General features: G+C 71.5%; 24 protein-coding genes. 17 read left to right on the top strand and 7 right to left on the bottom strand.

Annotation, left to right across the window (positions count from 1 at the left end; all coding sequences use genetic code 11):
• Positions 1-57: 57 nt before the first annotated feature.
• Positions 58-903: a diacylglycerol kinase gene (locus AB0E07_RS06925; protein ID WP_362247267.1), complete on the bottom strand. Its 846-nt coding sequence runs from the start codon at positions 901-903 to the stop codon at positions 58-60.
• Between the two features lie 186 nt (positions 904-1,089).
• Here AB0E07_RS06925 and AB0E07_RS06930 point away from each other — a divergent pair, with 186 nt between their 5' ends.
• Positions 1,090-2,373 (top strand): adenylosuccinate synthase, encoded by a 1,284-nt coding sequence (locus AB0E07_RS06930; protein WP_362247269.1) that lies wholly within the window; start codon positions 1,090-1,092, stop codon positions 2,371-2,373.
• Between the two features lie 186 nt (positions 2,374-2,559).
• Entirely contained in the window at positions 2,560-2,856 is a 297-nt protein-coding gene (locus tag AB0E07_RS06935; RefSeq protein WP_362247271.1) for a DUF3303 family protein, read from the top strand.
• Positions 2,857-2,876: 20 nt separating this feature from the next.
• Here AB0E07_RS06935 and AB0E07_RS06940 read toward each other — a convergent pair whose 3' ends face one another.
• The 3 genes from AB0E07_RS06940 to AB0E07_RS06950 all read right to left on the bottom strand — a co-directional run bounded on the left by AB0E07_RS06940 (position 2,877) and on the right by AB0E07_RS06950 (position 5,833).
• On the bottom strand, positions 2,877-3,527 hold the full coding sequence (locus AB0E07_RS06940) for a hypothetical protein (protein ID WP_362247273.1): 651 nt from the start codon (positions 3,525-3,527) through the stop codon (positions 2,877-2,879).
• A gap of 114 nt (positions 3,528-3,641) precedes the next feature.
• Positions 3,642-4,352: a GntR family transcriptional regulator gene (locus AB0E07_RS06945; RefSeq protein WP_362247275.1), complete on the bottom strand. Its 711-nt coding sequence runs from the start codon at positions 4,350-4,352 to the stop codon at positions 3,642-3,644.
• A gap of 125 nt (positions 4,353-4,477) precedes the next feature.
• Positions 4,478-5,833 carry an aspartate aminotransferase family protein gene (locus AB0E07_RS06950; protein WP_362247277.1) on the bottom strand — a complete coding sequence of 452 codons (1,356 nt, stop codon included), beginning with the start codon at positions 5,831-5,833 and terminating at the stop codon, positions 4,478-4,480.
• 197 nt (positions 5,834-6,030) lie between these two features.
• Between AB0E07_RS06950 and AB0E07_RS06955 the strand changes: the two genes are divergently transcribed.
• The 3 genes from AB0E07_RS06955 to AB0E07_RS06965 all read left to right on the top strand — a co-directional run bounded on the left by AB0E07_RS06955 (position 6,031) and on the right by AB0E07_RS06965 (position 8,821).
• Positions 6,031-6,630, top strand: a complete 600-nt coding sequence (locus tag AB0E07_RS06955) for a type 1 glutamine amidotransferase family protein (RefSeq protein WP_362247279.1) — start codon at positions 6,031-6,033, stop codon at positions 6,628-6,630.
• A complete protein-coding gene (locus AB0E07_RS06960) occupies positions 6,627-7,085 on the top strand; it encodes a helix-turn-helix domain-containing protein (protein WP_362247281.1) in 459 nt (152 codons plus the stop codon). The genes AB0E07_RS06955 and AB0E07_RS06960 overlap by 4 nt, the downstream gene beginning before the upstream one ends.
• Before the next feature lie 182 nt (positions 7,086-7,267).
• Positions 7,268-8,821 carry a substrate-binding domain-containing protein gene (locus tag AB0E07_RS06965; protein ID WP_362247283.1) on the top strand — a complete coding sequence of 518 codons (1,554 nt, stop codon included), beginning with the start codon at positions 7,268-7,270 and terminating at the stop codon, positions 8,819-8,821.
• A gap of 262 nt (positions 8,822-9,083) precedes the next feature.
• On the opposite strand, the gene AB0E07_RS06970 is transcribed toward AB0E07_RS06965, so the two are convergent.
• Complete coding sequence (locus tag AB0E07_RS06970) at positions 9,084-9,842, bottom strand: SLATT domain-containing protein (protein WP_362247285.1); 759 nt, start codon at positions 9,840-9,842, stop codon at positions 9,084-9,086.
• 266 nt (positions 9,843-10,108) lie between these two features.
• Here AB0E07_RS06970 and AB0E07_RS06975 point away from each other — a divergent pair, with 266 nt between their 5' ends.
• The 11 genes from AB0E07_RS06975 (at position 10,109) to AB0E07_RS07025 (ending at position 20,006) form a co-directional block, all read left to right on the top strand.
• Positions 10,109-10,447, top strand: a complete 339-nt coding sequence (locus AB0E07_RS06975) for a YbaB/EbfC family nucleoid-associated protein (RefSeq protein WP_362247286.1) — start codon at positions 10,109-10,111, stop codon at positions 10,445-10,447.
• Between the two features lie 59 nt (positions 10,448-10,506).
• The gene (recR, locus tag AB0E07_RS06980) at positions 10,507-11,106 is read left to right on the top strand and encodes a recombination mediator RecR (protein WP_362247287.1); all 600 of its coding nucleotides are present in this window, start codon (positions 10,507-10,509) and stop codon (positions 11,104-11,106) included.
• Positions 11,099-11,761 carry a DUF5063 domain-containing protein gene (locus tag AB0E07_RS06985; protein WP_362247288.1) on the top strand — a complete coding sequence of 221 codons (663 nt, stop codon included), beginning with the start codon at positions 11,099-11,101 and terminating at the stop codon, positions 11,759-11,761. The genes recR and AB0E07_RS06985 overlap by 8 nt, the downstream gene beginning before the upstream one ends.
• Before the next feature lie 129 nt (positions 11,762-11,890).
• The gene (locus AB0E07_RS06990; protein ID WP_362247289.1) at positions 11,891-12,703 is read left to right on the top strand and encodes a helix-turn-helix transcriptional regulator; all 813 of its coding nucleotides are present in this window, start codon (positions 11,891-11,893) and stop codon (positions 12,701-12,703) included.
• Positions 12,696-12,938 (top strand): DUF397 domain-containing protein, encoded by a 243-nt coding sequence (locus AB0E07_RS06995; protein ID WP_362247290.1) that lies wholly within the window; start codon positions 12,696-12,698, stop codon positions 12,936-12,938. The genes AB0E07_RS06990 and AB0E07_RS06995 overlap by 8 nt, the downstream gene beginning before the upstream one ends.
• Before the next feature lie 286 nt (positions 12,939-13,224).
• Positions 13,225-14,181, top strand: coding sequence for a hypothetical protein (locus AB0E07_RS07000; RefSeq protein WP_362247291.1), 957 nt, complete (start codon positions 13,225-13,227; stop codon positions 14,179-14,181).
• Positions 14,182-14,231: 50 nt separating this feature from the next.
• On the top strand, positions 14,232-14,810 hold the full coding sequence (locus AB0E07_RS07005) for a Uma2 family endonuclease (protein WP_362247292.1): 579 nt from the start codon (positions 14,232-14,234) through the stop codon (positions 14,808-14,810).
• A 150-nt stretch (positions 14,811-14,960) separates the two neighbouring features.
• On the top strand, positions 14,961-16,238 hold the full coding sequence (locus AB0E07_RS07010) for an aspartate kinase (protein ID WP_269660691.1): 1,278 nt from the start codon (positions 14,961-14,963) through the stop codon (positions 16,236-16,238).
• Positions 16,238-17,296 carry an aspartate-semialdehyde dehydrogenase gene (locus AB0E07_RS07015; RefSeq protein ID WP_362247293.1) on the top strand — a complete coding sequence of 353 codons (1,059 nt, stop codon included), beginning with the start codon at positions 16,238-16,240 and terminating at the stop codon, positions 17,294-17,296. The genes AB0E07_RS07010 and AB0E07_RS07015 overlap by 1 nt, the downstream gene beginning before the upstream one ends.
• A 524-nt stretch (positions 17,297-17,820) precedes the next feature.
• Positions 17,821-18,426, top strand: a complete 606-nt coding sequence (locus AB0E07_RS07020) for a SigE family RNA polymerase sigma factor (protein ID WP_362247294.1) — start codon at positions 17,821-17,823, stop codon at positions 18,424-18,426.
• 86 nt (positions 18,427-18,512) lie between these two features.
• On the top strand, positions 18,513-20,006 hold the full coding sequence (locus tag AB0E07_RS07025) for a hypothetical protein (protein ID WP_362247295.1): 1,494 nt from the start codon (positions 18,513-18,515) through the stop codon (positions 20,004-20,006).
• Between the two features lie 84 nt (positions 20,007-20,090).
• On the opposite strand, the gene AB0E07_RS07030 is transcribed toward AB0E07_RS07025, so the two are convergent.
• Positions 20,091-20,936 (bottom strand): SURF1 family protein, encoded by an 846-nt coding sequence (locus tag AB0E07_RS07030; RefSeq protein ID WP_362247296.1) that lies wholly within the window; start codon positions 20,934-20,936, stop codon positions 20,091-20,093.
• A gap of 149 nt (positions 20,937-21,085) precedes the next feature.
• Here AB0E07_RS07030 and AB0E07_RS07035 point away from each other — a divergent pair, with 149 nt between their 5' ends.
• Complete coding sequence (locus AB0E07_RS07035; protein WP_362247297.1) at positions 21,086-22,912, top strand: prolyl oligopeptidase family serine peptidase; 1,827 nt, start codon at positions 21,086-21,088, stop codon at positions 22,910-22,912.
• 316 nt (positions 22,913-23,228) lie between these two features.
• Here the strand turns inward: AB0E07_RS07035 and AB0E07_RS07040 are convergent, their stop codons facing one another.
• Positions 23,229-25,103 carry an NAD-binding protein gene (locus tag AB0E07_RS07040; RefSeq protein WP_362247393.1) on the bottom strand — a complete coding sequence of 625 codons (1,875 nt, stop codon included), beginning with the start codon at positions 25,101-25,103 and terminating at the stop codon, positions 23,229-23,231.
• Between the last annotated feature and the right edge of the window lie 14 nt (positions 25,104-25,117).

The following is a 25,117-nucleotide window of genomic DNA, read 5'->3' on the forward strand; positions in this document are numbered from 1 at the left end:
AGTTCCCCGCGCCCCCAAGCGCGCCCCAGGCGTGCCCCCAGGGCGTGCTCCCGGGGGCTATGGGTGGTCCGGGAGTACCAGGGACAGGGCGTTTTGCCAGACCGTCCAGGTGCGGCGGCGGACCGGGCCCGCGTCCGTCGCGTCCGCCCGGTAGCGGAAGTCCGCTCCCGAGACCGTCACCCGGCGGCCCCGCGCCAGCAGCGGGACCGCCTCCGCGCCCACCGCCACCGGGCGCACCTCCACCGAGGCCGTGCCGGAGCCGTGCGGGGTCACCGAGACGCCGTCCACCGGCTGGTCCAGGTCCACCAGGGTCACCCCGTCCACCTCCACCCGCAGCCGCGTCGGACCGAGTCCGGGCGGGACCGGGGCAGGACGCGCAGGGACCAGTGTGCGGACGAGGGAGTGGTAGGTCCGCCGCCAGGGGCGCTCCTCCAGTTCCCCGGAGTCCGCGGAGGGCGGCAGGGGAGGGATGCGCAGCGCGCCCAGCACCACCCCGTCGCTGTCGTCGACCAGGACGTCCCGGCGCCGCTCGACCCCCTCCAGCACCGCCCGCGCAGCGGCCACCGCGCCCGTGGGCACCCCCAGCGTCCCGGCCAGGGACAGCGCGGCGCCCACCGGGACCACGGACAGCGCGCATCCGGCCAGTTCCCGCTGCCGGTGCAGCAGGGACACCGCCCGCACCAGCGCCCGGTCGTCGCCCACCACCACGGGGCGGCGCGACCCGCGGCGCTGGAGTGCGCGAGCGAATTCCTCGGGCCCCTCCGGCAGGCAGACCTTCGTCGCGGCACCCGCGCTGAGCACGTCTTTCGCGATCCTGACGGACTCCCCGTCCGTATGCCGGGCCACCGGGTCGATCACCACCAGCAGCTGATCGGACGTCGCGAAAGTCGCCACCTCGGCCATGCCTCGCTTCCTCGGGTAGCATCTTTGTGCAAGAGCCCCTTGCGCTATTGCGCCAGGGGCTTCGTCTATTCCGGGGCATCCGGGTCCGACGGGTTGCGACCGACGATGGTCGCCGGTGTACGAGGACAGCAGTCTCGCGTACGCCCCTGACCTTGGACATGCCCCGCCCGGAAGGGGTGTACGCGCGTGCCCGCACTTGTGCTGCTCGGTGCTCAGTGGGGTGACGAAGGCAAGGGAAAGGCCACCGACCTGCTCGGTGGATCCGTGGACTATGTGGTGCGCTACCAGGGCGGCAACAACGCCGGCCACACGGTGGTAGTGGGCGATCAGAAGTACGCCCTGCATCTCCTCCCTTCCGGAATCCTGTCCCCGGGGTGCACCCCGGTCATCGGAAACGGTGTCGTCGTCGACCCGTCGGTCCTGCTCTCCGAGCTGAGCGGGCTGAACGAGCGAGGCGTCGACACGTCCAAGCTCCTCATCAGCGGTAACGCGCACATCATCACGCCGTACAACGTCACGGTCGACAAGGTGACGGAACGCTTCCTCGGAAAGCGGAAGATCGGCACGACCGGGCGCGGCATCGGCCCGACCTACGCCGACAAGATCAACCGCGTCGGCATCCGGGTCCAGGACCTGTACGACGAGTCGATCCTCCAGCAGAAGGTCGAGGCGGCGCTCGACGCCAAGAACCAGCTGCTGACCAAGCTCTACAACCGCCGTGCCATCGCCGTGGACCAGGTGGTCGAGGAGCTGCTGGGCTACGCGGAGAAGCTGGAGCCGTACGTCGCCGACACGGTCCTGGTGCTGAACCAGGCCCTGGAGGACGACAAGGTCGTGCTCTTCGAGGGCGGCCAGGGCACGCTCCTGGACATCGACCACGGCACGTACCCCTTCGTCACCTCCAGCAACCCGACCGCGGGCGGCGCCTGCACGGGTGCGGGCGTGGGCCCGACGAAGATCAGCCGGGTCATCGGCATCCTGAAGGCGTACACCACCCGCGTCGGCTCCGGTCCGTTCCCGACGGAGCTGTTCGACGAGGACGGCGAGGCGCTGCGCCGCATCGGCGGCGAGCGGGGTGTCACCACCGGCCGTGACCGCCGCTGCGGCTGGTTCGACGCGGTGATCGCCCGGTACGCGACCCGGGTGAACGGTCTGACGGACTTCTTCCTCACCAAGCTCGACGTCCTCACCGGCTGGGAGCAGATCCCGGTCTGCGTGGCGTACGAGATCGACGGCAAGCGCGTCGAGGAGCTGCCCTACTCGCAGTCCGACTTCCACCACGCGAAGCCGGTCTACGAGACGCTGCCGGGCTGGTCCGAGGACATCACCAAGGCGAAGTCGTTCTCCGACCTGCCGAAGAACGCCCAGAACTACGTCAAGGCGCTGGAGGAGATGTCCGGCGCCCCGATCTCCGCGATCGGCGTGGGTCCGGGCCGGGACGAGACGATCGAGATCAACTCGTTCATCTGATCCGCCGGCCGTCACGGCACAGGCGCGAGAAGGGGCGTCCCGGTCACGGGGCGCCCCTTCCCGTAGCCGGGGGCACTCGGTGTGCGGGGCGGGGGGCCAGGGGCGGGCCTATTCTTGAAGGGTGACATCAGGGGAGAAGGGGATTTAGGGATCATTTAGGGGGCGAACCGGCGGAAGGTGTGCGCGATGCGTGTGATGCTCAAGGCGACGCTGGACACGGAGAAGGGCAACGAGGCCATCCGCGACGGCCGGATGCCCAAGGTCATGCAGGCGGCCATGGAGAAACTGCGGCCGGAGGCCGCCTACTTCGGCCCCGAGGGCGGTCACCGCACCTGCTGGATGGTGATCGACCTCCAGGACAGCTCCCAACTGCCTCCCGCGGCCGAGCCCTTCTTCACCGAGATGAACGCCAAGGTCGAGTTCATCCCCGTGATGAACGCGGAGGACCTTCAGAAGGGCCTCTCGCAGCTGGGCGGAGGCTGACCGGTCCGCCCGGGTCGCGCTCAGCTGAAGATGATCATCGATCCCTGGGCCAGGCTCCGGGTCGCCGCCGCGTGCAGGCCCAGCCAGACGTGGCGTTCGCGGGCGAAGGGACTGGGGTCGTAGGGGGCGGGGACGGCCGGTTCCTCCAACTCCGTGGGAGCCAGGGGCGCCTGGGGCGCGGTCGGCGGGTTGGCCGGGTCGATGCCGATCGACGGAGCCACGAACTCCAGCTCCCTCAGCAGACTCTGGGACGAGCCCAGCGGGCCGCCGCCCGCGAGGAGTTCGTCGCTGGCGAGCGGGTGCGGGAAGTCCACGGGGACGTACGCCCCCGCGTGGTCGTAGTGCCAGACCAGGTGCGACTGCTGGGCCGTCGCCTCGAACATCTCCAGGAGCTGCTCGTAGTCGCCGCCGAGTTCGTCCACCGGGGTCACCGGCAGACCGCACACCTGGAGGAGGTGGGCGCGGCGCAGGAAGTGCAGCGCGTCGTAGTCGAATCCGGCCACCGGGGCGACCTCGCCGGACAGTCCCGGCATGTACTGGTAGACCGGCACCGGCGGGAGCCCGGCCTCGGCCAGCACCTTGTTGTATTGCGCGAGTTCCTCGGCGAACGGGTTGTCGGGGGTGTGGCACAACACGTCGACGAGCGGTACCAGCCACAGGTCACAGGCCAAAAGAGGACTCCTCGCGGGTAGCGCGCCGTAGAGCGGTGGTCAGGGCAGAGTAATCGGTCGGGCCCGGGGTGAAACCCCCCAGTACCGGACGCCGGTACGGGCCGTGCAGGACCCTTACCCAGCCGCTCCGGACGCGAGTCGCTCGATCAGGGCCAGGGAGTGGGTGTTGTACGCGGAGACGATCGCGCGGGCGGCGCCGGTGTCGCGGCGGGAGAGCGCGTCGACCAGCTCGGTGTGGCCCGACCACAGGACGCCCCGCAGGTCGGTCAGGGCCCGCAGGTGCTGCACGGCGCAGACCCAGGACTGCACGCGCAGCCGGTGCAGGAAGTCGGCGAGGTAGGGGTTGCCGAACAGGACGGCCAGCTCGCGCCAGAAGCGCAGGTCGTAGCCGATGAGGACGGTGAGGTCGCCGGCGGCGGCGGCGCGCTGGGCCTCCTCGCCGCGGCGGCGGACGCCGGTCAGGGCGGCGGCGGTGCGGGGGTCGCCGGACTCCTGGTAGCCCTCGCGGCCCTCGTCGAGGGCCTGGAACATCCCGTCGGTGACGAGGCTGCGGGCCTCGATGATGCCGCGGTAGTCCTCGGCGGTGTACTCGTGGACGCGGAAGCCGCGGTGCTGGTCGGCCTCCAGCAGGCCCTGCGCGGAGAGGTCGACGAGCGCCTCGCGGACGGGGGTGGCGGAGACGCCGTACTGCTCGGCTATCTCCTTGACCGTGAACTCCTGCCCCGGCTGGAGGCGTCCGGCCAGCACCTCGTCGCGCAGCGCGTCCGCTATCTGCTGGCGCAGGGTGCTGCGGGTCACCGCACCGGTGCCGGTGGAGCCGGGCATGGTCGGGGGTTCTCCTCGTCGCGCTGGGTGGCGTGCTCGCCCTGGTCTACGAGCACGCCACCTTACGCGTTCGCCCCACGGGGTGACTCGGGGGTGATCCCCGCCACATCAGGGCCTCTTGACGGCTACTCCGTGTACGTGTCGGCGACCGAGAGGGCGGCGTCCAGCGCGGCCAGCCCCTCCTTCAGTTCGGCCTCGGAGATGTTGCACGGCGGGACGACGTGCGTCCGGTTCATGTTCACGAAGGGCCAGATGCCGTGCTGCTTCGCGGCGGCGCCGAAGGCGGCCATCGGCGCGTTGGCCTCGCCCGCGGCGTTGTACGGCACCAGCGGCTCGCGTGTCTCGCGGTTCTTGACCAGGTCCAGCGCCCAGAACATGCCGACTCCGCGCACCTCGCCGACCGAGGGGTGCCGCTCGGCCAGCTCCGCCAGCGCGGGACCGAGCACCGAGGCGCCGAGCCGGGCCGCGTTCTCCACGACGCCCTCCTCCGCCATCACGTTGATCGTGGCGACGGCGGCCGCGCAGGCCAGCGGGTGCCCGGAGTAGGTGAGGCCGCCGGGGTAGGCCCGCTTGCCGAAGGTCTCGGCGACGGCGCCGGAGATCGCGACACCGCCCAGCGGGACGTAGCCGGAGTTCACGCCCTTGGCGAAGGTCATCAGGTCCGGCACGACGCCCGAGAGGTCGGCGGCGAACCACTCGCCGGTCCGGCCGAAGCCGGCCATGACCTCGTCCAGGATGAAGACGATTCCGTACTTGTCGCATATCTCACGCACGCCGGCGAGGTAGCCGGGCGGCGGGACCATGATCCCGGCGGTGCCGGGGATGGTCTCCAGGATGATCGCGGCGACGGTCGAGGGCCCCTCGAAGGCGATCGTCGTCTCCAGGTGCTCCAGCGCGCGGGCGCACTCCTGCTCCTCGGTCTCGGCGTAGAAGCGCGAGCGGTAGAGGAAGGGTGCCCAGAAGTGCACGACGCCGGCCGTGCCGCTGTCGGAGGGCCAGCGGCGCGGGTCGCCGGTGAGGTTCACGGCCTGCTGGGTGCCGCCGTGGTACGAGCGGTACGCGGAGAGGACCTTGGGGCGCCCGGTGTGCAGCCGGGCCATTCGTACGGCGTGCTCGACGGCGTCGGCGCCGCCGTTGGTGAAGAAGATCTTGTCCAGGTCGCCGGGGGTCCGCTCGGCGATCAGCCGGGCCGCCTCCGACCGCGCCTCGACGGCGAACGCGGGCGCGAACGTGGCGAGGGTGGCGGCCTGCTCCTGGATCGCGGCGACGACCTTCGGGTGCTGGTAGCCGATGTTGGTGTAGACGAGCCCGCTGGTGAAGTCGAGGTAGCGGTTGCCGTCGTAGTCCCAGAAGTGCGACCCCTCGGCGCCGGCGACGGCGAGCGGGTCGATGAGCTCCTGCGCGGACCAGGAGTGGAAGACGTGCGCGCGGTCCGCGGCCTTCACGGCGGCGCCGGCCTCGGGGTTTGGCTGAGGGGTCATGCGGCCGAGGGTAAATGTCCGCGATGCGGAAGCGATATCGGCGTCCTGTCTGCGGGACGGGACGGCCATGCGACAGGTTGTCCACACGGGTCGCCCCGAGGAGTATTGACAGCATGCTGCGTTAATGACAGGATACTGTCATAAGCAGTGAGGCTCATCGAGTGAGGCTCATCAGCAGTGAAGCCGAGGAGGACGTCATGAGCAGCAAGCCCGTACACCTCGCCGTCTACCACACCTTCGCCGACTGGGAGACGGGATACGCCACCGCCTTCCTCGCCCGCTCCGGGTACGAGGTCCGGACCGCGGGCACCGCCACCGAGCCCGTCCGCAGCATCGGCGGCCTCTCCGTCCTGCCCGACCTGGCGCTGGACGGCCTGCGCCCCGAGGACAGCTCGCTGCTGATCCTGCCGGGCGCCGACCTCTGGGACACCTCCGAGGACCTCGCGCCCTTCGCCCGCAAGGCGGCGGAGTTCCTGGCCGCGGGGGTGCCGGTGGCCGCGATCTGCGGGGCCACCGCCGGCCTCGCCCGCGAGGGGCTGCTCGACGACCGGGACCACACGAGCGCGGTCTCCTTCTACCTCGCGGCCACCGGGTACAAGGGCGGCGAACGCTACGTCGACACCGACGCCGTCACCGACCGCGGCCTGATCACCGCCGGCCCCACCGACCCGGTCGCCTTCGCCCGCGAGATTTTCGCGCTGCTCGGCGTCTACCAGGGCGAGGTGCTCGACGCCTGGTACCGGCTGTTCCACGACTCCGACGCCGAGGCGTACGCCGTACTGGAGGCGGCCGGGTGAGCGGTGCGCGACAGGACCTGCTGAGCAGGGCGGCGCTCGCCGTGTTCCGGCTCAACGGGCAGTTCCTCGCCGTGGCGGAGGAGTTGGCGCGGCCCGCCGGACTCACCGCGGCCTGGTGGCAGGTGCTCGGGGCGGTGCTGCGCGAGCCGCTCACCGTCTCCGGGATCGCCCGGGAGATGGGCATCACCCGGCAGAGCGTGCAGCGGATCGCCGATCTGCTGGTGGAGCGGGGGCTCGCCGAGTACCGGCCCAACCCCGCCCACCGGCGGGCCAAGCTGCTCGCGCCGACCGAGGAGGGGTACGCGGCCGTCCGCCGGATCGATCCGGGCCACGCGGCCTTCGCCGACCGGCTGGCCCTGGCCTTCGGCGAGAGCGAACTCGCGGACGCGGTAAGCGTGCTGGAGCGGCTGTCGAAGGTCCTTGAGGAGACACCACCGGCTGTTACGGAACCGTAGACGCCGGGCCTCTCACCTCCCGCGAAGCCCGCACTGCTGACCTCCGCGAGTGAGCAACACCCCTCGTTCCGGGCCCGGTTGAATGCTCGGCGAACTTCAGCCGACCAGTCCGGAATGCGCCCCTCGTCGAACGTAGGGTGTCCGCACACTTGTCCGGCTCCGGGGAGTTGCGGGGGCACCCGATGGAGTTGCTGAGCGCGGAGAACGTCGTGGCCGTGTCGACGGCCGTGGCCGGCATCGTGGCCTCGGCCGTCATGGTCTGGTACGAGCGCCGGGTGCCGCGGCGCAAACGGATCGGCTACCGCGTCCAGATGGACAACCCGATCGGCGACGACGTCACCTCCGGCCGGGCCAACGTCCGCCTGGGCCTCTTCGACGAGGCGCCGGGGATGCACCAGGCGACCCTGGTCCTGCTGCGCGTGGAGAACGACGGCTCGCAGGGCATCGGCCACGACGACTACACCAGCCGCGAACTGCACGGCCTGACCGCGGTGTTCACCGACCGCAGCATCCGCGGGGTGTCGGTCACCCAGCCGCCCGGCACCGACCACCTGATGAGCCACTTCACCCCGCACGCCGGCTTCGGCTACGACCCCGGCGGCAACGCGCTGCGCATCCCGCGGGTCCCGCTCAACCGGGGTGAGCACTTCAAGCTGCTCGTCCTGCTGTCGGGCGGCGACGTGGGCCGGGACATCCGGCTCGTCGGCGGTATCCGGGACGGCGAGGTGCACCCCAACCGCAGCGCCACCCCGGACGACAAGCCGCCGCTGTTCAGCCGGGCGGCCCGTCTGATCACCCTGATGCTCACCGTCTCGGTCCTCACCCTCTCCGCGATCGTCGTCGTCCGCGACGACACCCCGCCCCCGCTCGGCTGCGAGAAGGGCACCCTGACCATCACCGGCTCCACGGCCTTCGCCCCGGTGGTAAGGGACCTCGCGAAGGAGTACGAGAAGGACTGCGAGGGCGCCGAGATCTCCGTGGAGGCGCGGGGCAGTTCGGCCGGCGTGGGCGAACTCGCCGCGCTGGAGGGCACGTCGGCCGCTGAACGGGCGTCGATGATCGCCTTCCACGACGGACCCAGCAAGCGGGCGGACGGCTCACTGACCCGGCTGCCGATGGCCCTGTCGGTCTTCGCGCTGGTGGTCAACGACGCGCTGCGGCTGCCCGGCGGCGGTCTGACCACGGCGGACGTGAAGCGGGTCTACGCCGGTGACATCACGTACTGGGACGAGCTGGACCCGAAGCTGCCGCACTGGCGGGTGGTCCTGGTGAGCCGGGACGCCGACTCCGGCACCCGGCAGGTCTTCCAGGACCGGGTGCTGGACGGCACCTGGGAGGGCGTGCCGAGCACCTCCCTGGACTGCGACGTCCGCACCGACCGTGCCGCCCCCGTCCGCTGCGAGCTGGACTCCACGGAGGAGGTCCTGAAGAAGGTCGCGCAGATCAGGGGAGCGATCGGCTACAGCGAACTCAACATCGCCACCGGCCGGGACCACGTCAGCCGGGTCCGCCTGGACGGCGCCGAGCCCTCGGTGGCGGCCCTGGAACAGGCGGCGCGCCCCTACCCGTACTTCGGTGTGGAGTACGCCTACACGTACGGCGACCCGCCCGGCGGCTCCCTGGCCGGCAGCTTCCTGGACTACGTCCGGAACAACGGCGAGACCCTGATCCGCACCCACGACCATGTGCCCTGCTCCACCCCGGAGGGCGAACGCCTCTGCCGAGACGCCGCCTGACCCCGGCCGGACGCCCTCCCGCCCCGTCCGCCCCCTCGGGGCCGACGGTCCGGAGGGCCCCACGCCAGCGGCCCGGCGGCCCGGCGGGGCGAAGACCAAAGAGGCGCCCGCGCCGGAGACCGAAGGGGCGCCCGCGCCGGAGCCCGAAGGGGGCGCAAGCCGGAGCGCGGCGGGTCGGCAAGCCGGGGACCGGCGGCCCGGCGGCCCGGCCGGCGGGGGCCGAAAGTACCCCCGACCGGAGAGAGACGGCCCCGCGGGCCGGTCAGCGCGGCTCCGGGGGGCGTTGGCGCGGCATGTTCGGGCGGGCCGGACCGCCGGGCGGCATCGGGAACCGGCCGTGGACGACCGTCCCGTCCTGCCGGCCCCCGCCCGCCACCGCGCCCTGGATGCCCATGGGTGCCGTACCCGTGCGGAACTCCACCATCCAGTCCGCCGTCTCCGTGCGGACCAGCTCCGTCACGTCCTCGGAGAACCGCCGCAGGACCCCCAGGCACCGGTCCGCGGCCTCGCTCGCCGTGCCCTCCGCCGGCCCGAGCACCTCCCGGACGCTCTCCGAGGCCCAGTCGAACTGGAGCACCTGGAGCCGCCGCTGCACCGCCTGCGCCGTGGCCACGTCCCTTATCCAGCCGGAGGTGACCCCGAAGAACCGGTCCACGCCGACACACGCGACCGCAAGCAGCAGCGCCAGATACCCCCAGGGCGCCACCCCGCCGATCACCCCGGTCAGATCCAGCAGCGGCAGCGCGGCCCCCGACACCGCCCCCGCCGCGGCACCCCCGCGCAGCACCCGGGCGCCCCTGCGCTTCCACACCCGGTCCGCCAGGTACCAGGCGGCGATGTCCAGCGCGCCCTGCTCCACCCACCGGTACAGCTCGTCCAGCCGCACCGCGGGCTCGCCCCAGTCGCCGCCCGGAAACGCCCGCCCGGTCAGGTCGCCCGTCCGGGGCCCGGCGGCCCCCTCGCGGCTCTCGCCCCGGCCGTCGTGCGGCGGGCCCTCGGGCTGCATCTCCGGCTGACCCACCCGGCACTCCCTACTGATCCCTGCTGGTCCCGATCACTTTGCGTGACACTGTGACGCATGTTCCTGATGCGCCGGACCCTTCCTACCGCCCAATGGGTGGCGAAGGGGCGTCTTTCGCGGCTTTTCCGCTCGGAAGTGGCCCTTGATCAGGTATAGGCCACACATTCGCCTCACTCGAAAGAGTGCCGGGGCGACGGCCGGGCAGAGCACGTAGGCTCGTGCCGAACGGCAAAAGGACAAGGGAACCAGAGGAACGGGAGCTGATCGTGATCCCCGGTGGTGGCCAGCCCAACATGCAGCAGCTGCTCCAGCAGGCCCAGAAGATGCAGCAGGACCTGGCGAACGCCCAGGAGGAACTGGCGAGGACCGAGGTCGAGGGGCAGGCCGGCGGTGGTCTGGTGAAGGCGACCGTCACCGGCTCCGGCGAACTGCGCGGTCTGCGCATCGACCCCAAGGCGGTGGACCCGGAGGACACCGAGACCCTCGCCGACCTGATCGTCGCGGCCGTCCAGGCGGCCAACGAGAACGCCCAGACCCTCCAGCAGCAGAAGCTCGGCCCGCTCGCCCAGGGCCTCGGCGGCTCCATCCCCGGCCTGCCTTTCTAAGACGGCCGCCGGGCCTCTACCGTACGTAGTGAAGGAACCCCAGGAAGGGCGGCAGTCCGTTGTACGAAGGCGTGGTCCAGGACCTGATCGACGAGCTGGGGCGGCTGCCCGGCGTCGGTCCCAAGAGCGCGCAGCGGATCGCCTTCCACATCCTCCAGGCGGAACCGACCGACGTACGGCGTCTCGCGCAGGCCCTCATGGAGGTCAAGGCGAAGGTCCGCTTCTGCGCGACCTGCGGAAACGTCGCGCAGGAAGAGCTGTGCAACATCTGCCGCGACGCCCGCCGCGACTCCTCGGTCATCTGTGTGGTGGAGGAGCCGAAGGACGTGGTGGCCATCGAGCGCACCCGTGAGTTCCGCGGCCGCTACCACGTCCTGGGCGGCGCGATCAGCCCCATCGAGGGGGTCGGCCCCGACGACCTGCGTATACGAGAACTTCTCGCGCGGTTGGCCGACGGTACGGTCACGGAGCTGATCCTGGCCACGGACCCGAATCTGGAAGGCGAGGCCACGGCCACGTACCTCGCCCGCATGATCAAGCCTATGGGCCTCAAGGTCACCCGCCTGGCCAGCGGCCTCCCGGTGGGTGGCGACCTGGAATACGCGGACGAGGTCACACTCGGCCGCGCCTTCGAGGGGAGACGACTCCTAGATGTCTGACGCCACGCTGCACGCGACCACGCAGGACCCGGACGACTTCGCCGTCCAGATCGCGGACCAGGTCGAGAGCTTCCTCGTAGCGGTCACCGAGGTGGCCAAGGGCGACGAGCCGGAATCGGCGATCCCCTTCCTGCTGCTGGAGGTCTCCCAGCTGCTGCTCGCCGGCGGCCGGCTCGGCGCGCACGAGGACATCGTCCCGGACGAGCGCTACGAGCCCGACCTCGGCCCCGAGCCGGACGTGGACGAGCTGCGCGAGAACCTCGCCCGCATCCTGGACCCGGTGGACGTGTACTCGGAGGTCTTCGACCCCTACGAGCCCCGCAAGGCGGCCGTCCCCGCCCGGATCTCCGACGACCTCACCGACGTCATCACCGACCTCCGCCACGGCATGGCCCACTACCGCGCGGGCCGCACCACCGAGGCCCTGTGGTGGTGGCAGTTCTCCTACTTCTCCAACTGGGGCTCCACGGCCTCGGCGACCCTCCGGGCCCTCCAGTCCGTCCTCGCCCACGTCCGCCTGAACCAGCCCCTGGAGGAACTGGACGGCCTGGACACGGACCAGGGTGTGATGGGCGACGAGACGCTGGAGTTCGAGGCCGGCCGGGTCATGCAGCAGGAGATCGGCGACCAGCTCGGGCTGAGGCCGACGAAGTAGCCTCCGGGCCCGCGGTGCGGGGCGAGCGCCGGACACTGTGAAACCGGTCACGCTGGGGTGCCCTTCAAGCTACGCTCGGTAGCGACCGAGTTGGTACTCGCTGTGGCGTGTCGGCCGGAGGTGGGCGCGGTGACGGGTCAGAACAACTACCAGCGGCCGGCCGCCTGGTGCTACAGCGGCGACCAGCTGAAACGCTGGCGCACCAAGGCGGACGTCAGCCGGGAGCAGCTCGCCTCGGCCGCCAACTACTCCCCGGACACCATCATGTCGATGGAGCGCGGGGTACGGCGGCCGACGCCGCGCGTGCTGGACGTGGCGGACGAACTGTGCGGAGCGCAGGGCATGTTGAGCGCCGCGAAACAGTTCCTGGACCGGGACCGGTACTCGCCCCGGGCGCAGGACTTCATGGAGCGCGAGAGCGAGGCGACCAGCATCTGGTGGTACGACGTCTCGCTCGTGCCGGGGCTGTTGCAGACGAGGGGGTACGCCCGCGCTCTCATCGACAACCGCATCCCGCCCCTGGACGAGGAGACGGTGGAGGAGCGCGTCGCGGGCCGGATGGAACGGCAGTCCATCCTCACGGAACGGAAACCGCCGGTCGGTCTGAGCTTCGTTCTCTACGAGGCGGTACTGCGCGCACCACAGGTGGATGCCGAACAACTGCGGCACTTGGTGGAGGTGGGGCGGCTGCGGAACGTCGTGGTGCAGGTGCTCCCCTTCGAACGGGCCACCAGCGACGCACTCATGGGTCCCCTGGTGCTGTTGGAAACTCGCGAACACGAGCGATTCGCCTTCTCCGAAGGCCCGTTCGCCAGCGAGCTTTCGGCTGATCCGGGGGTTGTCAGCCGGGTGACCGAGCGGCTTAGCATGATCCGCACAGAGGCTCTCGGACCCGACGAGTCGGCCCGATTGATCGAGCGGATGGTGGGCAGTCATGACTGACCAGCGGAAGTGGTTCAAGTCGAGCTACAGCGACAACGAGGGCGGCAACTGCGTCGAGGTCGCGCTCGATTGGTTCAAGTCCAGCTACAGCGACAACGAGGGCGGTGCCTGCGTCGAGGTCGCGCTCGCCGCAGGCATTCATGTCCGCGACTCCAAGAACCCCTCGGGCCCCGAACTCCATCTCGCCGCGCCTGCCTGGGCGGCGTTCATTTCCGCAGTTCAGCCCGGGGCTTGAGCCTCGGGCTTCGAGCCCTTCCCATGGGTTTTCCGGGTTTCTTGTTTCGTTGAAATCCAACCCAACTAACCAAGCCGCTAGGTGAGTTCAGGCCGCCTACCTCGAAAGAGTGACGTTCCGTGATCGGCTTGCGCCGGAACGTGAAGCCGCCCTAGGTTCGCGGCAAATAGATCGGCCCCGGTCGGTGCTGGAACACCGGCTCCGGGGCCTGGCCCTACGGATCGTCTAGAGGTCGATCGTGGCTTGCACCCACCCTAGCCCCGCCCTGCCGTCCCCGTCCCACCCGATGGCCAAAACGGGTTACGGCAAACGCTCCGCGGGTGACGAAGACCCGCACTCCGACGCGGACTTCGCACATCTGAACCCCCGGGACCGCGAGATCGCCGTCTTCGTCGACCACCTCGAAGAGGGCCACGCGATGGGCTACAAGGCCCTCGCGGCCGTCCACCCCCGCTACGGCCAGCAGGCCGTGCGCACGTCGCTGAGCCGCATCACCGTGGCCGGCCATCTGCGCTGGATCAAGGAGCACATCACCGTCGAGGACGACTCGATGCGATGGGTCACGCGCACGTACTGGCAGCGAACGTGCAGGTCAGCGCAGTGGTGGGCGGAGTTCGCGGAGGCGCGGCACGGCGAGGACGTGACCGAGGACTACACGTCGGGTCTGGTACGCGCCGAAGACGTGACCGAGGAGCCGGTCGCGGAGGAACAGGCGCCGGAGGAAGGGGAATCCGAGCCGCCGAGCACGGCGTACCAGGCGCTTGCCGAACTCCGCGCCGCCGATCCCCGTATGCCGCTGTCCGAGCGCGACTGCCGTTCCCTCGAACCGCTCGCGGCCGAGTGGCTGTCCCGTGGCGTGTCGCCGTACGACCTCACCAAGGCACTGACCGACGGGCTGCCGCCCGCCGTCACCAACCCGGGCGGACTCGCCCGCAGACGACTGGAGAACAAGATGCCCCCGAAGAAGGCGAAGATCCGGCAGAAGCCCGCCCGTCGTGGCCGGGTGAGCCGCGTACTCCTGTACTGCCCGCTGTGCGACAGGGACGAGCGGACCACCGAGATCGTGAACGGCCTGTGCCGCGACTGCCTGGCGGAGGTCGAGGCGGAGGGAGGGCTGCGCGGGTACGTCCCGCCGACCTTCCTGCCCGCTCCGCGCGACGGCGGAGGACCGCCCGGCGCCGACGATGCCATCGATGTCACCGAGCGCGTCGAGGCACTGCGTCGCGCGGCGGGGCTGAGGTGAGCGTGCGGGAGGCCCCGGCCGGGGCACCATGGTGTCGAGGAGGCGACGCCATGACCCCCAGGACCGAAGACCGGCCGCAGATGTCCGTCGAGGAGTTCGAGGAACTCGAACGCCATGCCCCGGAGACGGTGAGCTTGGAGTTCGTCAATGGAAGGGTCGTGTTCAAGCCCGTGCCTGATGGCAACCACAGCGAGATCGTTGCCTGGCTGCAGAGGCTGTGCATGCAGCACCGCCCCGAATTGTGGCTGCACGCGGAACGGGGCTTGCAGACGGAGCGATACCGCAAAGGGCGGGCCAAGCCGGACGGCGTGCTGGTGCCGGTCGGAAGCTTCAAGGGCCATGGCGAGTGGTCGGTGCCGGACAGCGCGTTGATGGCTGTGGAAGTGACGTCGTACGACTCCGACGCGGATCGGCGCGACCGGGTCGAGAAGCCCGACGGATACGCCGCCGCGGGCATCCCCGTCTACCTCCTCATCGACCGGGACGACTGCACGGTCACCGTCTTCACCCACCCCGAGGACGGCCGCTACCGCCAGCAGGTGAACCGGCCCTTCGGGGCCACTGTCCGGATTCCGGAACCCGTGAGCATCACCCTGGACACCGAGCCGCTCAAGGAACTGGCGGACTGAGAAGTGAGCTGGCCCACTTTCCGAGTGAGGGGCCCACTACCGGGCAGACACGACCCTGGGCGTCCGAATCTCACCATCTGGGAACCCCGGGGTCGAATTCGGACGCTCGGTAAAATGAGCCGACACACACGGACTGAGCGAGGAGCGCACGTGGGCCTTGTCGTGCAGAAGTACGGAGGCTCCTCCGTAGCCGATGCCGAGGGCATCAAGCGCGTCGCCAAGCGGATCGTGGAAGCGAAGAAGAACGGCCACCAGGTGGTCGTCGTCGTTTCCGCGATGGGCGACACGACGGACGAGCTGATCGATCTCGCCGAGCAGGTATCTCCGATGCCTGCCGGGCGTGAGTTCGACATGCTGCTGACCGCCGGGGAGCGTATCTCCATGGCGCTGCTGGCCATGGCGATCAAAAACCTGGGCCACGAGGCCCAGTCCTTCACCGGCAGCCAGGCCGGCGTCATCACCGACTCGGTCCACAACAAAGCCCGGATCATCGATGTCACGCCGGGCCGGATCCGGGAGTCCCTGGACAAGGGCAACATCGCCATCGTCGCCGGGTTCCAGGGCGTCAGCCAGGACAAGAAGGACATCACCACGCTCGGGCGCGGTGGCTCCGACACGACGGCCGTCGCTCTCGCGGCCGCCCTCGACGCCGAGGTCTGCGAGATCTACACCGACGTCGACGGAGTCTTCACCGCCGACCCGCGTGTGGTGAAGAAGGCGAAGAAGATCGACTGGATCTCCTTCGAGGACATGCTGGAACTGGCCAGCTCCGGGTCGAAGGTGCTGCTCCACCGCTGTGTGGAGTACGCCCGTCGCTACAACATCCCGATCCACGTCCGGTCCAGCTTCAGCGGACTCCAGGGCACGTGGGTCAGCAGCCAGCCGATCGAGCAAGGGGACAAGAAGGTGGAGCAGGCCATCATCTCCGGTGTCGCGCACGACACCTCCGAGGCCAAGATCACGGTCGTCGGTGTGCCGGACAAGCCGGGCGAGGCCGCCGCGATCTTCCGCACGATCTCGGACGCCGAGATCAACATCGACATGATCGTGCAGAACGTGTCCGCCGCCTCCACGGGCCTGACGGACATCTCCTTCACCCTTCCCAAGGCCGAGGGCCGCAAGGCCATCGACGCCCTGGAGAAGAACAAGCACGGCATCGGCTTCGACTCGCTGCGCTACGACGACCAGATCGGCAAGATCTCCCTGGTCGGTGCGGGCATGAAGACCAACCCCGGCGTCACCGCCGACTTCTTCACCGCCCTGTCCGACGCGGGCGTGAACATCGAGCTGATCTCGACCTCCGAGATCCGTATCTCGGTGGTCACCCGCGCCGACGACGTCAACGAGGCCGTGCGCGCCGTGCACACCGCCTTCGGTCTCGACTCCGACAGCGACGAAGCCGTCGTCTACGGAGGCACCGGTCGCTGATGTCGGTCAACCGCCGGCCGACGCTCGCGGTCGTGGGAGCGACCGGTGCCGTCGGCACGGTCATGCTCCAGATCCTGTCCCAGCACGCGGACATCTGGGGTGAGATCCGACTGATCGCCTCCCCGCGCTCGGCCGGCCGCAAGCTGGCCGTGCGCGGCGAGGAGGTCGAGGTGACGGCCCTGTCGGAGGACGCCTTCGACGGGGTCGACATCGCCATGTTCGACGTACCCGACGACATCGCCGCGCACTGGGCGCCGGTCGCCGCCGCGCGCGGTGTCGTCGTGGTGGACAACTCGGGCGCCTTCCGGATGGACCCGGAGGTGCCCCTCGTCGTCCCCGAGGTCAACGCCCACAAGGCCCGGATGCGGCCGCGCGGCATCATCGCCAACCCGAACTGCACCACGCTCTCCATGATCGTGGCCCTGGGCGCGCTGCACGCCGAGTTCGGGCTGCGGGAGCTGGTGGTCTCCTCCTACCAGGCGGTCAGCGGCGCGGGCCGGGCCGGCGTGGAGACCCTGCGCCAGCAGCTCTCCCTGGTCGCCGGCACCGAGCTGGGCACCCACCCCGGTGACGTACGGCGGGCCGTCGGCGACAACACCGGTCCGTTCCCGGAGCCGGTCGCGCTGAACGTCGTCCCCTGGGCAGGTTCGCTGCGCGAGGACGGCTGGTCCTCGGAGGAGATGAAGGTACGGGACGAGTCCCGCAAGATCCTCGGGCTGCCCAAGCTGCCGGTGGCGGTCACCTGCGTCCGCGTCCCCGTGGTCACCACGCACTCCCTGACCGTGCACGCCCGCTTCGAGGGCGAGGTCACCGTCGCCCGGGCCCGCGAGATCCTCGCCACCGCCCCCGGTGTCGTCCTCTTCGACAACCCCGAGGCGGGCGAGTTCCCCACCCCCGCCGACGTGGTCGGCACCGACCCGACCTGGGTCGGCCGGGTGCGCCGGGCGCTGGACGATCCGACCGCGCTCGAACTCTTCGTGTGCGGGGACAACCTGCGCAAGGGGGCGGCGCTGAACACCGCGCAGATCGCCGAGCTGGTCGCCGCCGAGTTCGCGTGACGGCGGCGGAGTCCGTGACGGCGGCCGAGTCCGTGCAGCGGCGGGGTTTCCGTGACGGCGGCGGAGTTTCCGCGACAGGGCTCCCCGGCCGGAAAAGTTCGGGGCTCCGGCGGGAATCATTTGTAGGATCTGCGTGAAGATGTGAGCCGGAAGATGGTCCGTACCACTTGATCAGGACCTCTTCGGCGTTCGAAGATTTCCTCCCCGCCCTCCGCAACCGCGCGGAGGGCGGGGAGCGTCTTTGCGGTCGCCTTCCGGCGGACGTTCGGGCGTGAATCCACGGCGTGGGGACGCCGTGAGGCGGGCGTGGGGACGCTCGTCCATATGGGACATAGGGGAAGAGCGGGACGCATGAGTGCATGTGAGTCACCGTCAGTCGTGCTGCCTGACGTAAAAGTGACGTCCGGCACGTACAACCCTCTCGGGGGGAAGCGTGTCCAACAGGCGTGGCAGAGGTACTCGACTTCCATGCGGCGACGCGCGGCACGGCCCTACGGCCGCCGCGCCCTTCCCGCAGATCCCGCATGCCCGGTGCGCCCGGCGGCATGCCGGTGATCGCACCCATGCCCGCAGCGCGGCCCGCCCGCATCCCCAGTCAGCGTGACGGCTCCGAGATCACCGAGGAGGCGGCGGCCGCCGGTACGACGGTCGACCACCTCACCGAGACCTACCGGGCCCATTACCGGTCGCTGCTCGGACTCGCGGCGCTCCTCCTCGACGACACGGCCTCCTGCGAGGACGTCGTCCAGGAGGCGTTCATCCGTGTCCACTCGGCGCGCAAGAGGGTCCGGGACCCCGAGAAGACCCTCGCCTATCTGCGGCAGACGGTGGTGAACCTCTCCCGCTCGGCCCTGCGCCGCCGCATCCTCGGCCTCAAGCTGCTCTCCAAGCCGATGCCCGACATGGCGAGCGCGGAGGAGGGGGCGTACGACCAGCTGGAGCGGGACTCCCTGATCAAGGCGATGAAGGGCCTCCAGCGCCGCCAGCGCGAGGTCCTCGTGCTGCGCTACTTCGCCGACATGACCGAGTCGCAGGTCGCCGAGACGCTCGGCATATCGCTGGGCTCGGTGAAGGCATACGGCTCGCGCGGCATCGCCGCGCTGCGGGTCGCGATGGAGGCGCCGGCATGAGCGGCGACCACGACGAACGGCGGCGTCCCCCGGGTCTCTCCCCGGACGACCGGACGCCGAAGCAATCGCACGCTGGGAACGGAACTTTGAACGACGGCCCCGAGGGCCAGGCCCCGACCGACGGCACCGCGACGGACAGCGGTGCCGCGACGGACAGCGGTGCCGCGACGGACAGCGCTGCCGCGGACCGCACCCGGCGCGAGGTCGCCGGGCAGCAGGGCCGGGCTGGACAGCACGCCACGGGACCTGGCTCGGACGCGCAGGGTTCTGACGGGCCGGGTTCTGACGGGCCTGCTCCTGACGGGCCGGGTCCCGACGGGCCGGGTTCCGCGGTTTCGGACGCCTCGGTGGACGCGGACGCGGCTTCGGGCGGGGGCTCGGGCTCGGGTGTGTCGGGTCTGGACGCGCTGATGCGTGAGCTGTCCGGCGGCGACCGGGATGCTCCGGAGCCCGCAGCCACCGGTCCCGACGGGCCGGCCGGGCGTCTGTCCGCGCTGGGCTCCGCCGCGCGCGGCGCGCGGGGTGCCCGCAAGGGCGGTGCCCACGCCCCCGCCGGACGCGCCTCGCGCGCCCCGGAGACCGCACCGGACGAGCTGGACCTGCGCGCGCTGCTGCACGACGCCGTACAGGAGATCGAGCCGCGCGACGGCACGCTGGAGCACCTGCGGCGGGCGGTGCCCGCACGGCGGGCGCGCAAGCGGCAGGCGCTCGTCGGCATGGCGGCGGCCGCGCTCTTCGTCGGTACGGCCGTCCCCGCGCTGCTGCACGTCTCCGGCGCGGTCGGCCCCGGCGCCAACCCCTCGGTCGCCGGACACGGCACCGAGGCGCAGGGCGGCGCCAGCCAGGGGATCGACCCCGACGCGGGCCAGGGCTCCAGCGGAGGTTCCTCGGGCCAGGCCCAGAAGCCCGGCCAGGGCGACCAGCCCAAGGAGACCGAGGGCAGCGGCGACGGTGCCACGGGATCCGGCGGCTCGACCGACCCCTCGGCGACGACCGCCGCGGACGCCGCGGTCTGTACGGCGGACCAGCTGGCGGTCGCCGCGGCGGGCGCGGACGCCCCGGACAGCGTCGGCACCGTCTACGGCACCTTCCGCTTCACCAACTCCTCCACGGCGGCCTGTTCGGTCTCCGGTCCGGGCACGCTGGGCGCGGTGCCCGGCGGCGCCGCGGACGCGACGAAGATCTCCACGGCCCGGCACATCGCCGGCGACGCGGCGACGGCCCTGCCCGACCCGTCCCTGGAGCTGACGTCCCTGCTGCTCCAGCCGGGCTCCTCGTACGAGGTCAAGTTCGCCTGGGTGCCCTCGGAGACCTGTCCCACCACGGGCGACAACTCCGGCGGTACGACCGGCGGCGGTGACCCCACGCCCGCCCCGACCCCCACGGACGGTTCGAGTACGGCGGAGGGCACCACGACCGGCACCGACACCGGCACCTCGGCCCAGCTCCTCGCCGAGGGCACGCTGGACGGCTCGGTGACGGTCACCAACACGGCCGAGGCGGGCGGTCCGGCGGCCCAGACGACGATCTCCGGCTGCGCGGGAACGGTCTACTGGACCGGGGTCCTGGCGGGAGCGTAGGGAAGGAAACCGCCGGGAGGCGACGGACTGAACCCGCCGGGAGGCGACGGACTGAACCCGCCGAGAGGCGAGTGGGGGCGTCGCTCAGACGGCGACCCGCTCCTCGTTCCCCTCGGGGTTCTCCGAGGGGCTGTCCCCCAAGTCGTCCTCCGGGTCGTGCTCCGGGTCGTCCTCCGGCAGCAGACCGAGTTCGGCGTCGCGCGCGAACTCCACCTCGCGCCGGAGCAGCCGGAACCACATGAAGACCACGAACCCGGCGAAGACGAACCACTCGCCGGTGTAGCCGAGGTTCTGGAACGCCTTCAGGTCCAGCCCGGAGTCCTGGGCCGCGCTCACCGGCACGGCTCGCATCCCCGAATCGCCCTTGTTCAGGGTGACCCACGCGTCGGTGACGTCGTCGGAGACCAGGTTCACCAGGGACGCGGCGCTGATCGCGCCGGTCTGCCCCGCGGGCAGGCCGCCCTGTCCGGGCACGCCGTTCTCCCCGGGCTGCTCGGACGCCTGGAGGGCCCCGGTGACGGTGACCTCGCCGGTGGGAGCGGCCGGCACCTCGGCGGTGTCCGCGTCGCCGGGCAGCCAGCCCCGTACGACCGGCAGGGCCTGTCCGTCATCGGTGCGCAGCAGGGTCAGGACGTAGAAGCCGCGGCGCTCGTCGAGTTCGCGGTCCGGCACCAGCAGCTGCTCGCCGTACCGTCCGGTCGCCGTGACCTGCTTGCCGACCGTCGCCTTGTCGACCGGCAGCATCTCGGCGAGCGGCCGGGCCGCCTCCTTCTTGTCCGAGGCGGCCTGCGCCTCGGCACCCTGATGGCTGTCCAGCCGATCCTCGAACCGGCTCAGCTGCCACGACCCCATGAACACGCAGAAGGGGATGGCGAGCAGCACGAAGACGTTGATCCCCCACCAACGGGGCGTCAGCAGAAACCGGTACACCCTCCCCACGGTACGGCCCGTCCCGAAACGCCCTTCTCGCGGGGTCCGCACCCCGCCACCGACAGTGGCCGTTCCGCCCGCGGCGGAAGTTATCCACAGGCTGAGGGCGGAGTCGGCACGTTGTCGCTCCGGCCGGGCAGTATGGGGTCATGACTGAGAGCAACGGGTCCGCCGCGCCGGATCAGCAGGAGCAGGACCGGTCCGTACCGGACTGGGAGAAGCGCTTCCGGGCGCCACGGGTGTCACTGCCGGAGTGGGCGGAGGACGCCCCGGACCGCTCCCTGTTCGTGTCGAACGCGACGGGGACGTACGAGCTGTACGCCTGGGACCGCGCCACCGGTGAGCAGCGGCAGGTGACGGACCGGCCCAACGGCACCACGGACGGTGTGCTCTCCCCGGACGGCGCCTGGATCTGGTGGTTCGACGACAAGGACGGCGACGAGTTCGGCGTCTGGCGGCGCCAGCCCTTCGCGGGCGGCGAGGACGAACTGGCCGCTCCCGGTCTCGACCCCTCCTACCCGGCCGGCCTCGCCCTCGCCCGCGACGGCCGTACGGCGGTCGTGGGCCGCTCCACGGACGAGGAGGGCACCACGATCCACCTCGCGCGCCTCGGCGAACCCCCGGCCGAGCTGTACCGCCACCGGGAGTCCGCCGGGGTCGGCGATCTCTCCCACGACGGTGCGCTGATCGCGATCGAGCACACCGAGCACGGCGACGCGATGCACTCCGCGCTGCGTGTCATCCGCCCGGACGGGACGGCGGTCGCCGAGCTGGACGACACCGAGGGCGGCACCGTCGAGCTGGGTCTTGAGGTGCTGGGCTTCGCTCCGGTCGACGGCGACACCCGGCTGCTCGTCGGGCACCAGCGCCGGGGCCGCTGGGAGCCGCTGGTGTGGGACGTGGCCTCCGGCGTCGAGACCGACCTCGCGCTGGACCTGCCGGGCGACGTGAGCGCGGAGTGGTACCCGGACGGCTCGGGCCTGCTGGTCGCGCACAGCTTCGAGGCGCGCAGCGAACTCTTCCGCTACGACCTGGGCAGCCACGGTCTGACGCGGATCGACACTCCCAAGGGCACGGTGTCCGGCGCGACGGCCCGCCCGGACGGCACGGTGGAGTTCCTGTGGTCCTCGGCCGCCGAACCGTCGGCGGTCCGCTCCACGACCGGCGCGGTCGTGCTGGACCCGCCGGGGATGAAGTCCCCCGGCTCGGTCCCGGTGGAGGACGTGTGGGTGGAGGGCCCCGGCGGCCGGATCCACGCCCTGGTCCAGCGGCCGGCCGGCGCCGAGGGCCCGCTGCCCACGGTGTTCGACATCCACGGCGGCCCGACCTGGCACGACAGCGACGCCTTCGCGGCGGGCCCGGCGGCCTGGGTGGACCACGGGTACGCGGTCGTCCGGGTCAACTACCGCGGCTCCACGGGGTACGGCCGGGCCTGGACCGACGCCCTGAAGCACCGGGTCGGCCTGATCGAGCTGGAGGACATCGAGGCGGTCCGCGAGTGGGCGGTGACCTCGGGTCTCGCCGATCCCGACCGCCTGATCCTGACCGGCGGCTCCTGGGGCGGCTACCTCACCCTCCTCGGCCTGGGCACCCAGCCCGACGCCTGGACCCTGGGCATCGCGGCGGTGCCGGTGGCGGACTACGTCACCGCGTACCACGACGAGATGGAGGCCCTGAAGGCGATGGACCGCACGCTGCTCGGCGGTACCCCCGAGGAGGTCCCGGACCGCTTCGAGGCGTCCTCCCCGATCACGTACGTGGATCAGGTGAAGGCCCCGGTCTACATCTCCGCGGGCGTGAACGACCCGCGCTGCCCGATCCGCCAGATCGAGAACTACGTCAAGCGCCTGGAGTCCCGCGGCGCCCCCCACGAGGTCTACCGCTACGACGCCGGCCACGGCTCCCTGGTCGTCGACGAACGCATCAAGCAAATCCGCCTGGAACTAACCTTCGCCAACCAACACCTCACCAACTAACCCCGCCAGGCCGGGCGCCGCCTCGCTCTGCCCCACCACTCCCACCCGCCCCGGGCAGGCGCGCGGTGCCCGGAGGCCCCGGCTCCGCCCCGGGCGCCGCCTCGCTCCGACGTAGCCGCAGCCACCCGCCCCGCCCAGTTCCGCCCGGGTCGGGGGCCGTCTCGCTCCGACACAGCCGCGGGCGGTCGTGCCGCTGGGGCGGCACGGGTGGGCGCTGGGGGTACCCCCTCTGAGGGAGGCACCCCGACGGCGCCGGGCCGCGTCCACCCACCGCACCCGCACCGCACCCCGGGCTCAGCTCAACACACCCGCACCCCTACGCCCCCGTCGTCGGCCCCCGGCGGCGGCCGAGCAGCTCCGCCAGACCCCGTCGCGTCGCGGCGAGGATCACGCGGTCCTCGTCCCGCAGGACATACGTGTCCGGCAGGTCCCACACCAGCCCCGAGCCCTCGGGTCCACCGGGCTGCTCGGCGGCATGCGGCGCCCCGCCGACCACCCCCGCGTCCCTCACCGCCGTGTCCAGCGCCAGCACCCGCCACGCCCCCGCCCGGAACGCCTCACCCACCGTCCGCCCCGCCAACTGAGGAAGCCCGCCCACCTCCACGCACGCGAACAGCAGCACTCGCCGCTCCACGGGAATCGCCCCCAGGATCTGCCGCCCCATCATCGCCCCGGCGAAGGCGGGCGCGGCGAGATGCGTCACGCTCCGGCTCCGCGTGGAGGCGTGCGGATGCGCGGCCCGCAGCGTGCGGTACACGGCGGTGGCGAAGTCGTCGTCGTACAGTCGCAGCACCACCGGCAGATCCGGCCGTACGGACCGAGCCGCCAGTACCGCCTCCAGATTCGTGGCGTCCGCGCTGGTCACCGCGAGCAGGGTGTTCGCCCGGTGAACCTTCGCGGCCTCCAGCACCCCCTCCTGCGTCACGTCCCCCAGCACCACCGGCACCCGCAGCCGCCGCGCCGTGGCCATGCCCCGTGCCTCCGGATCGGACTCGACGCACACCACGGGGGTGTTCAGCTCCCGCAGCTGGGTCAGCACCCGCGTGCCGATCTTCCCCAGCCCGAGCAGCACCACATGTCCACTGAGCCCCCGCGGCGGTCTGCGCAGCGCGGACGCCGTGCGGAACGTCCCCAGCGCCTCCAGCACCGCGGCCAGCAGCACCGGCAGCAGCAGCAACCCCAGTAGCCCGGTGAGGAGTTGCAGCACCTGACGGCCGGTGGACTCGTTCAGGGCGGGCTCGTTGATGGCGAAGAGGTCGAGCAGGGTCTCGTACGTGGCGTGCAGCGGATGGTCCCCGGTGGCCACCGTCAACGCCACGGCCAGCGCGAGGACACAGCCGACGAGCCCCGCCAGCGACCACCGCAGCCGCCGCGAGAACAGCGAGGAGAACGCCGGTACGACGCCCCGGCCGGGCGCCATCGGGGGCCCGGAGTAGGAGACCTGCTCCAGGACGACCGCTCCACGCCCCCGCGCCTGCCGCACCGCGGCCTCGTCGGGCAGCAACTGCGGGTCCTGCTCGCCGTCGCCGTTCCCGCCCGCGGACAGCAGGGCCAGCGTGGCCAGGCCGGGCGCCGGCACCTCCCCGGGCCCGCCCGGCTGACGTTCCACCGCCCGCAGCAGTAGCCCGTCCGTCTGGACGACCTTGCTGGTGCCGACGAGCGCGGTCGCGACCAGCGCGGGCGCGGCGGTGTCGGCGTCGGAGAGCACGGTGGTGGCGGCGTCCAGAACCGTGTCACCGGTGGCCAACGCGCCCGCCTGGTCGAGGAGTTCCTCGATGTGCCGGCCCAACCGCCGGTTGTACAGGCGCAGGACGAGCCGCAGCCGGGGGTTGATCCGGCGTGCGGTGAGGGCGGCGCGGATGTTGGTCTCGTCGTCGTCGTGGACGAGGGCGAGCGCTGCGGCCCGGTCGACGCCGACGGCCGCCAGCACCGCCTCGGTCAGCTCGGCGGCCTCGACGACCCGGTCGCCGTCCACGGGCGGAGGGGGCACCCCGTTGCCGGCGGCCCGGCTGACCGCCGCGCTGACCATCCGGTCCAGCAGCGCCGCCGAGGCGGCTCGGGCCCGGCCCACCACCGGCTGTCGTACCCCCCGTTCGGAGGGCGGTACGACGAGCGTGACCTGTGCCCCGTAGACACCGCGCAGTTCGGCGGCGAGCCGGTGCGCGAGTCCGTCGTCGCCGCAGACCACCATGTGCGCGGGGGGCG

The sequence above is a fragment of the Streptomyces sp. NPDC048002 genome, assembly GCF_040653275.1.
Taxonomy (GTDB): domain Bacteria; phylum Actinomycetota; class Actinomycetes; order Streptomycetales; family Streptomycetaceae; genus Streptomyces.

Excerpts from the sequence above, each read along its gene's own strand:
- AB0E07_RS06925 (WP_362247267.1), bottom strand. The coding sequence starts at position 903 with ATGGCCGAGGTGGCGACTTTCGCGACGTCCGATCAGCTGCTGGTGGTG.
- AB0E07_RS06935 (WP_362247271.1), top strand. The coding sequence starts at position 2,560 with ATGCGTGTGATGCTCAAGGCGACGCTGGACACGGAGAAGGGCAACGAG.
- AB0E07_RS06945 (WP_362247275.1), bottom strand. The coding sequence starts at position 4,352 with ATGCCCGGCTCCACCGGCACCGGTGCGGTGACCCGCAGCACCCTGCGC.
- AB0E07_RS06950 (WP_362247277.1), bottom strand. The coding sequence starts at position 5,833 with ATGACCCCTCAGCCAAACCCCGAGGCCGGCGCCGCCGTGAAGGCCGCG.
- AB0E07_RS06955 (WP_362247279.1), top strand. The coding sequence starts at position 6,031 with ATGAGCAGCAAGCCCGTACACCTCGCCGTCTACCACACCTTCGCCGAC.
- AB0E07_RS06965 (WP_362247283.1), top strand. The coding sequence starts at position 7,268 with ATGGAGTTGCTGAGCGCGGAGAACGTCGTGGCCGTGTCGACGGCCGTG.
- AB0E07_RS06985 (WP_362247288.1), top strand. The coding sequence starts at position 11,099 with ATGTCTGACGCCACGCTGCACGCGACCACGCAGGACCCGGACGACTTC.
- AB0E07_RS06995 (WP_362247290.1), top strand. The coding sequence starts at position 12,696 with ATGACTGACCAGCGGAAGTGGTTCAAGTCGAGCTACAGCGACAACGAG.
- AB0E07_RS07000 (WP_362247291.1), top strand. The coding sequence starts at position 13,225 with ATGGCCAAAACGGGTTACGGCAAACGCTCCGCGGGTGACGAAGACCCG.
- AB0E07_RS07005 (WP_362247292.1), top strand. The coding sequence starts at position 14,232 with ATGACCCCCAGGACCGAAGACCGGCCGCAGATGTCCGTCGAGGAGTTC.
- AB0E07_RS07015 (WP_362247293.1), top strand. The coding sequence starts at position 16,238 with ATGTCGGTCAACCGCCGGCCGACGCTCGCGGTCGTGGGAGCGACCGGT.
- AB0E07_RS07020 (WP_362247294.1), top strand. The coding sequence starts at position 17,821 with ATGCCCGGTGCGCCCGGCGGCATGCCGGTGATCGCACCCATGCCCGCA.
- AB0E07_RS07035 (WP_362247297.1), top strand. The coding sequence starts at position 21,086 with ATGACTGAGAGCAACGGGTCCGCCGCGCCGGATCAGCAGGAGCAGGAC.
- AB0E07_RS07040 (WP_362247393.1), bottom strand. The coding sequence starts at position 25,103 with ATGGTGGTCTGCGGCGACGACGGACTCGCGCACCGGCTCGCCGCCGAA.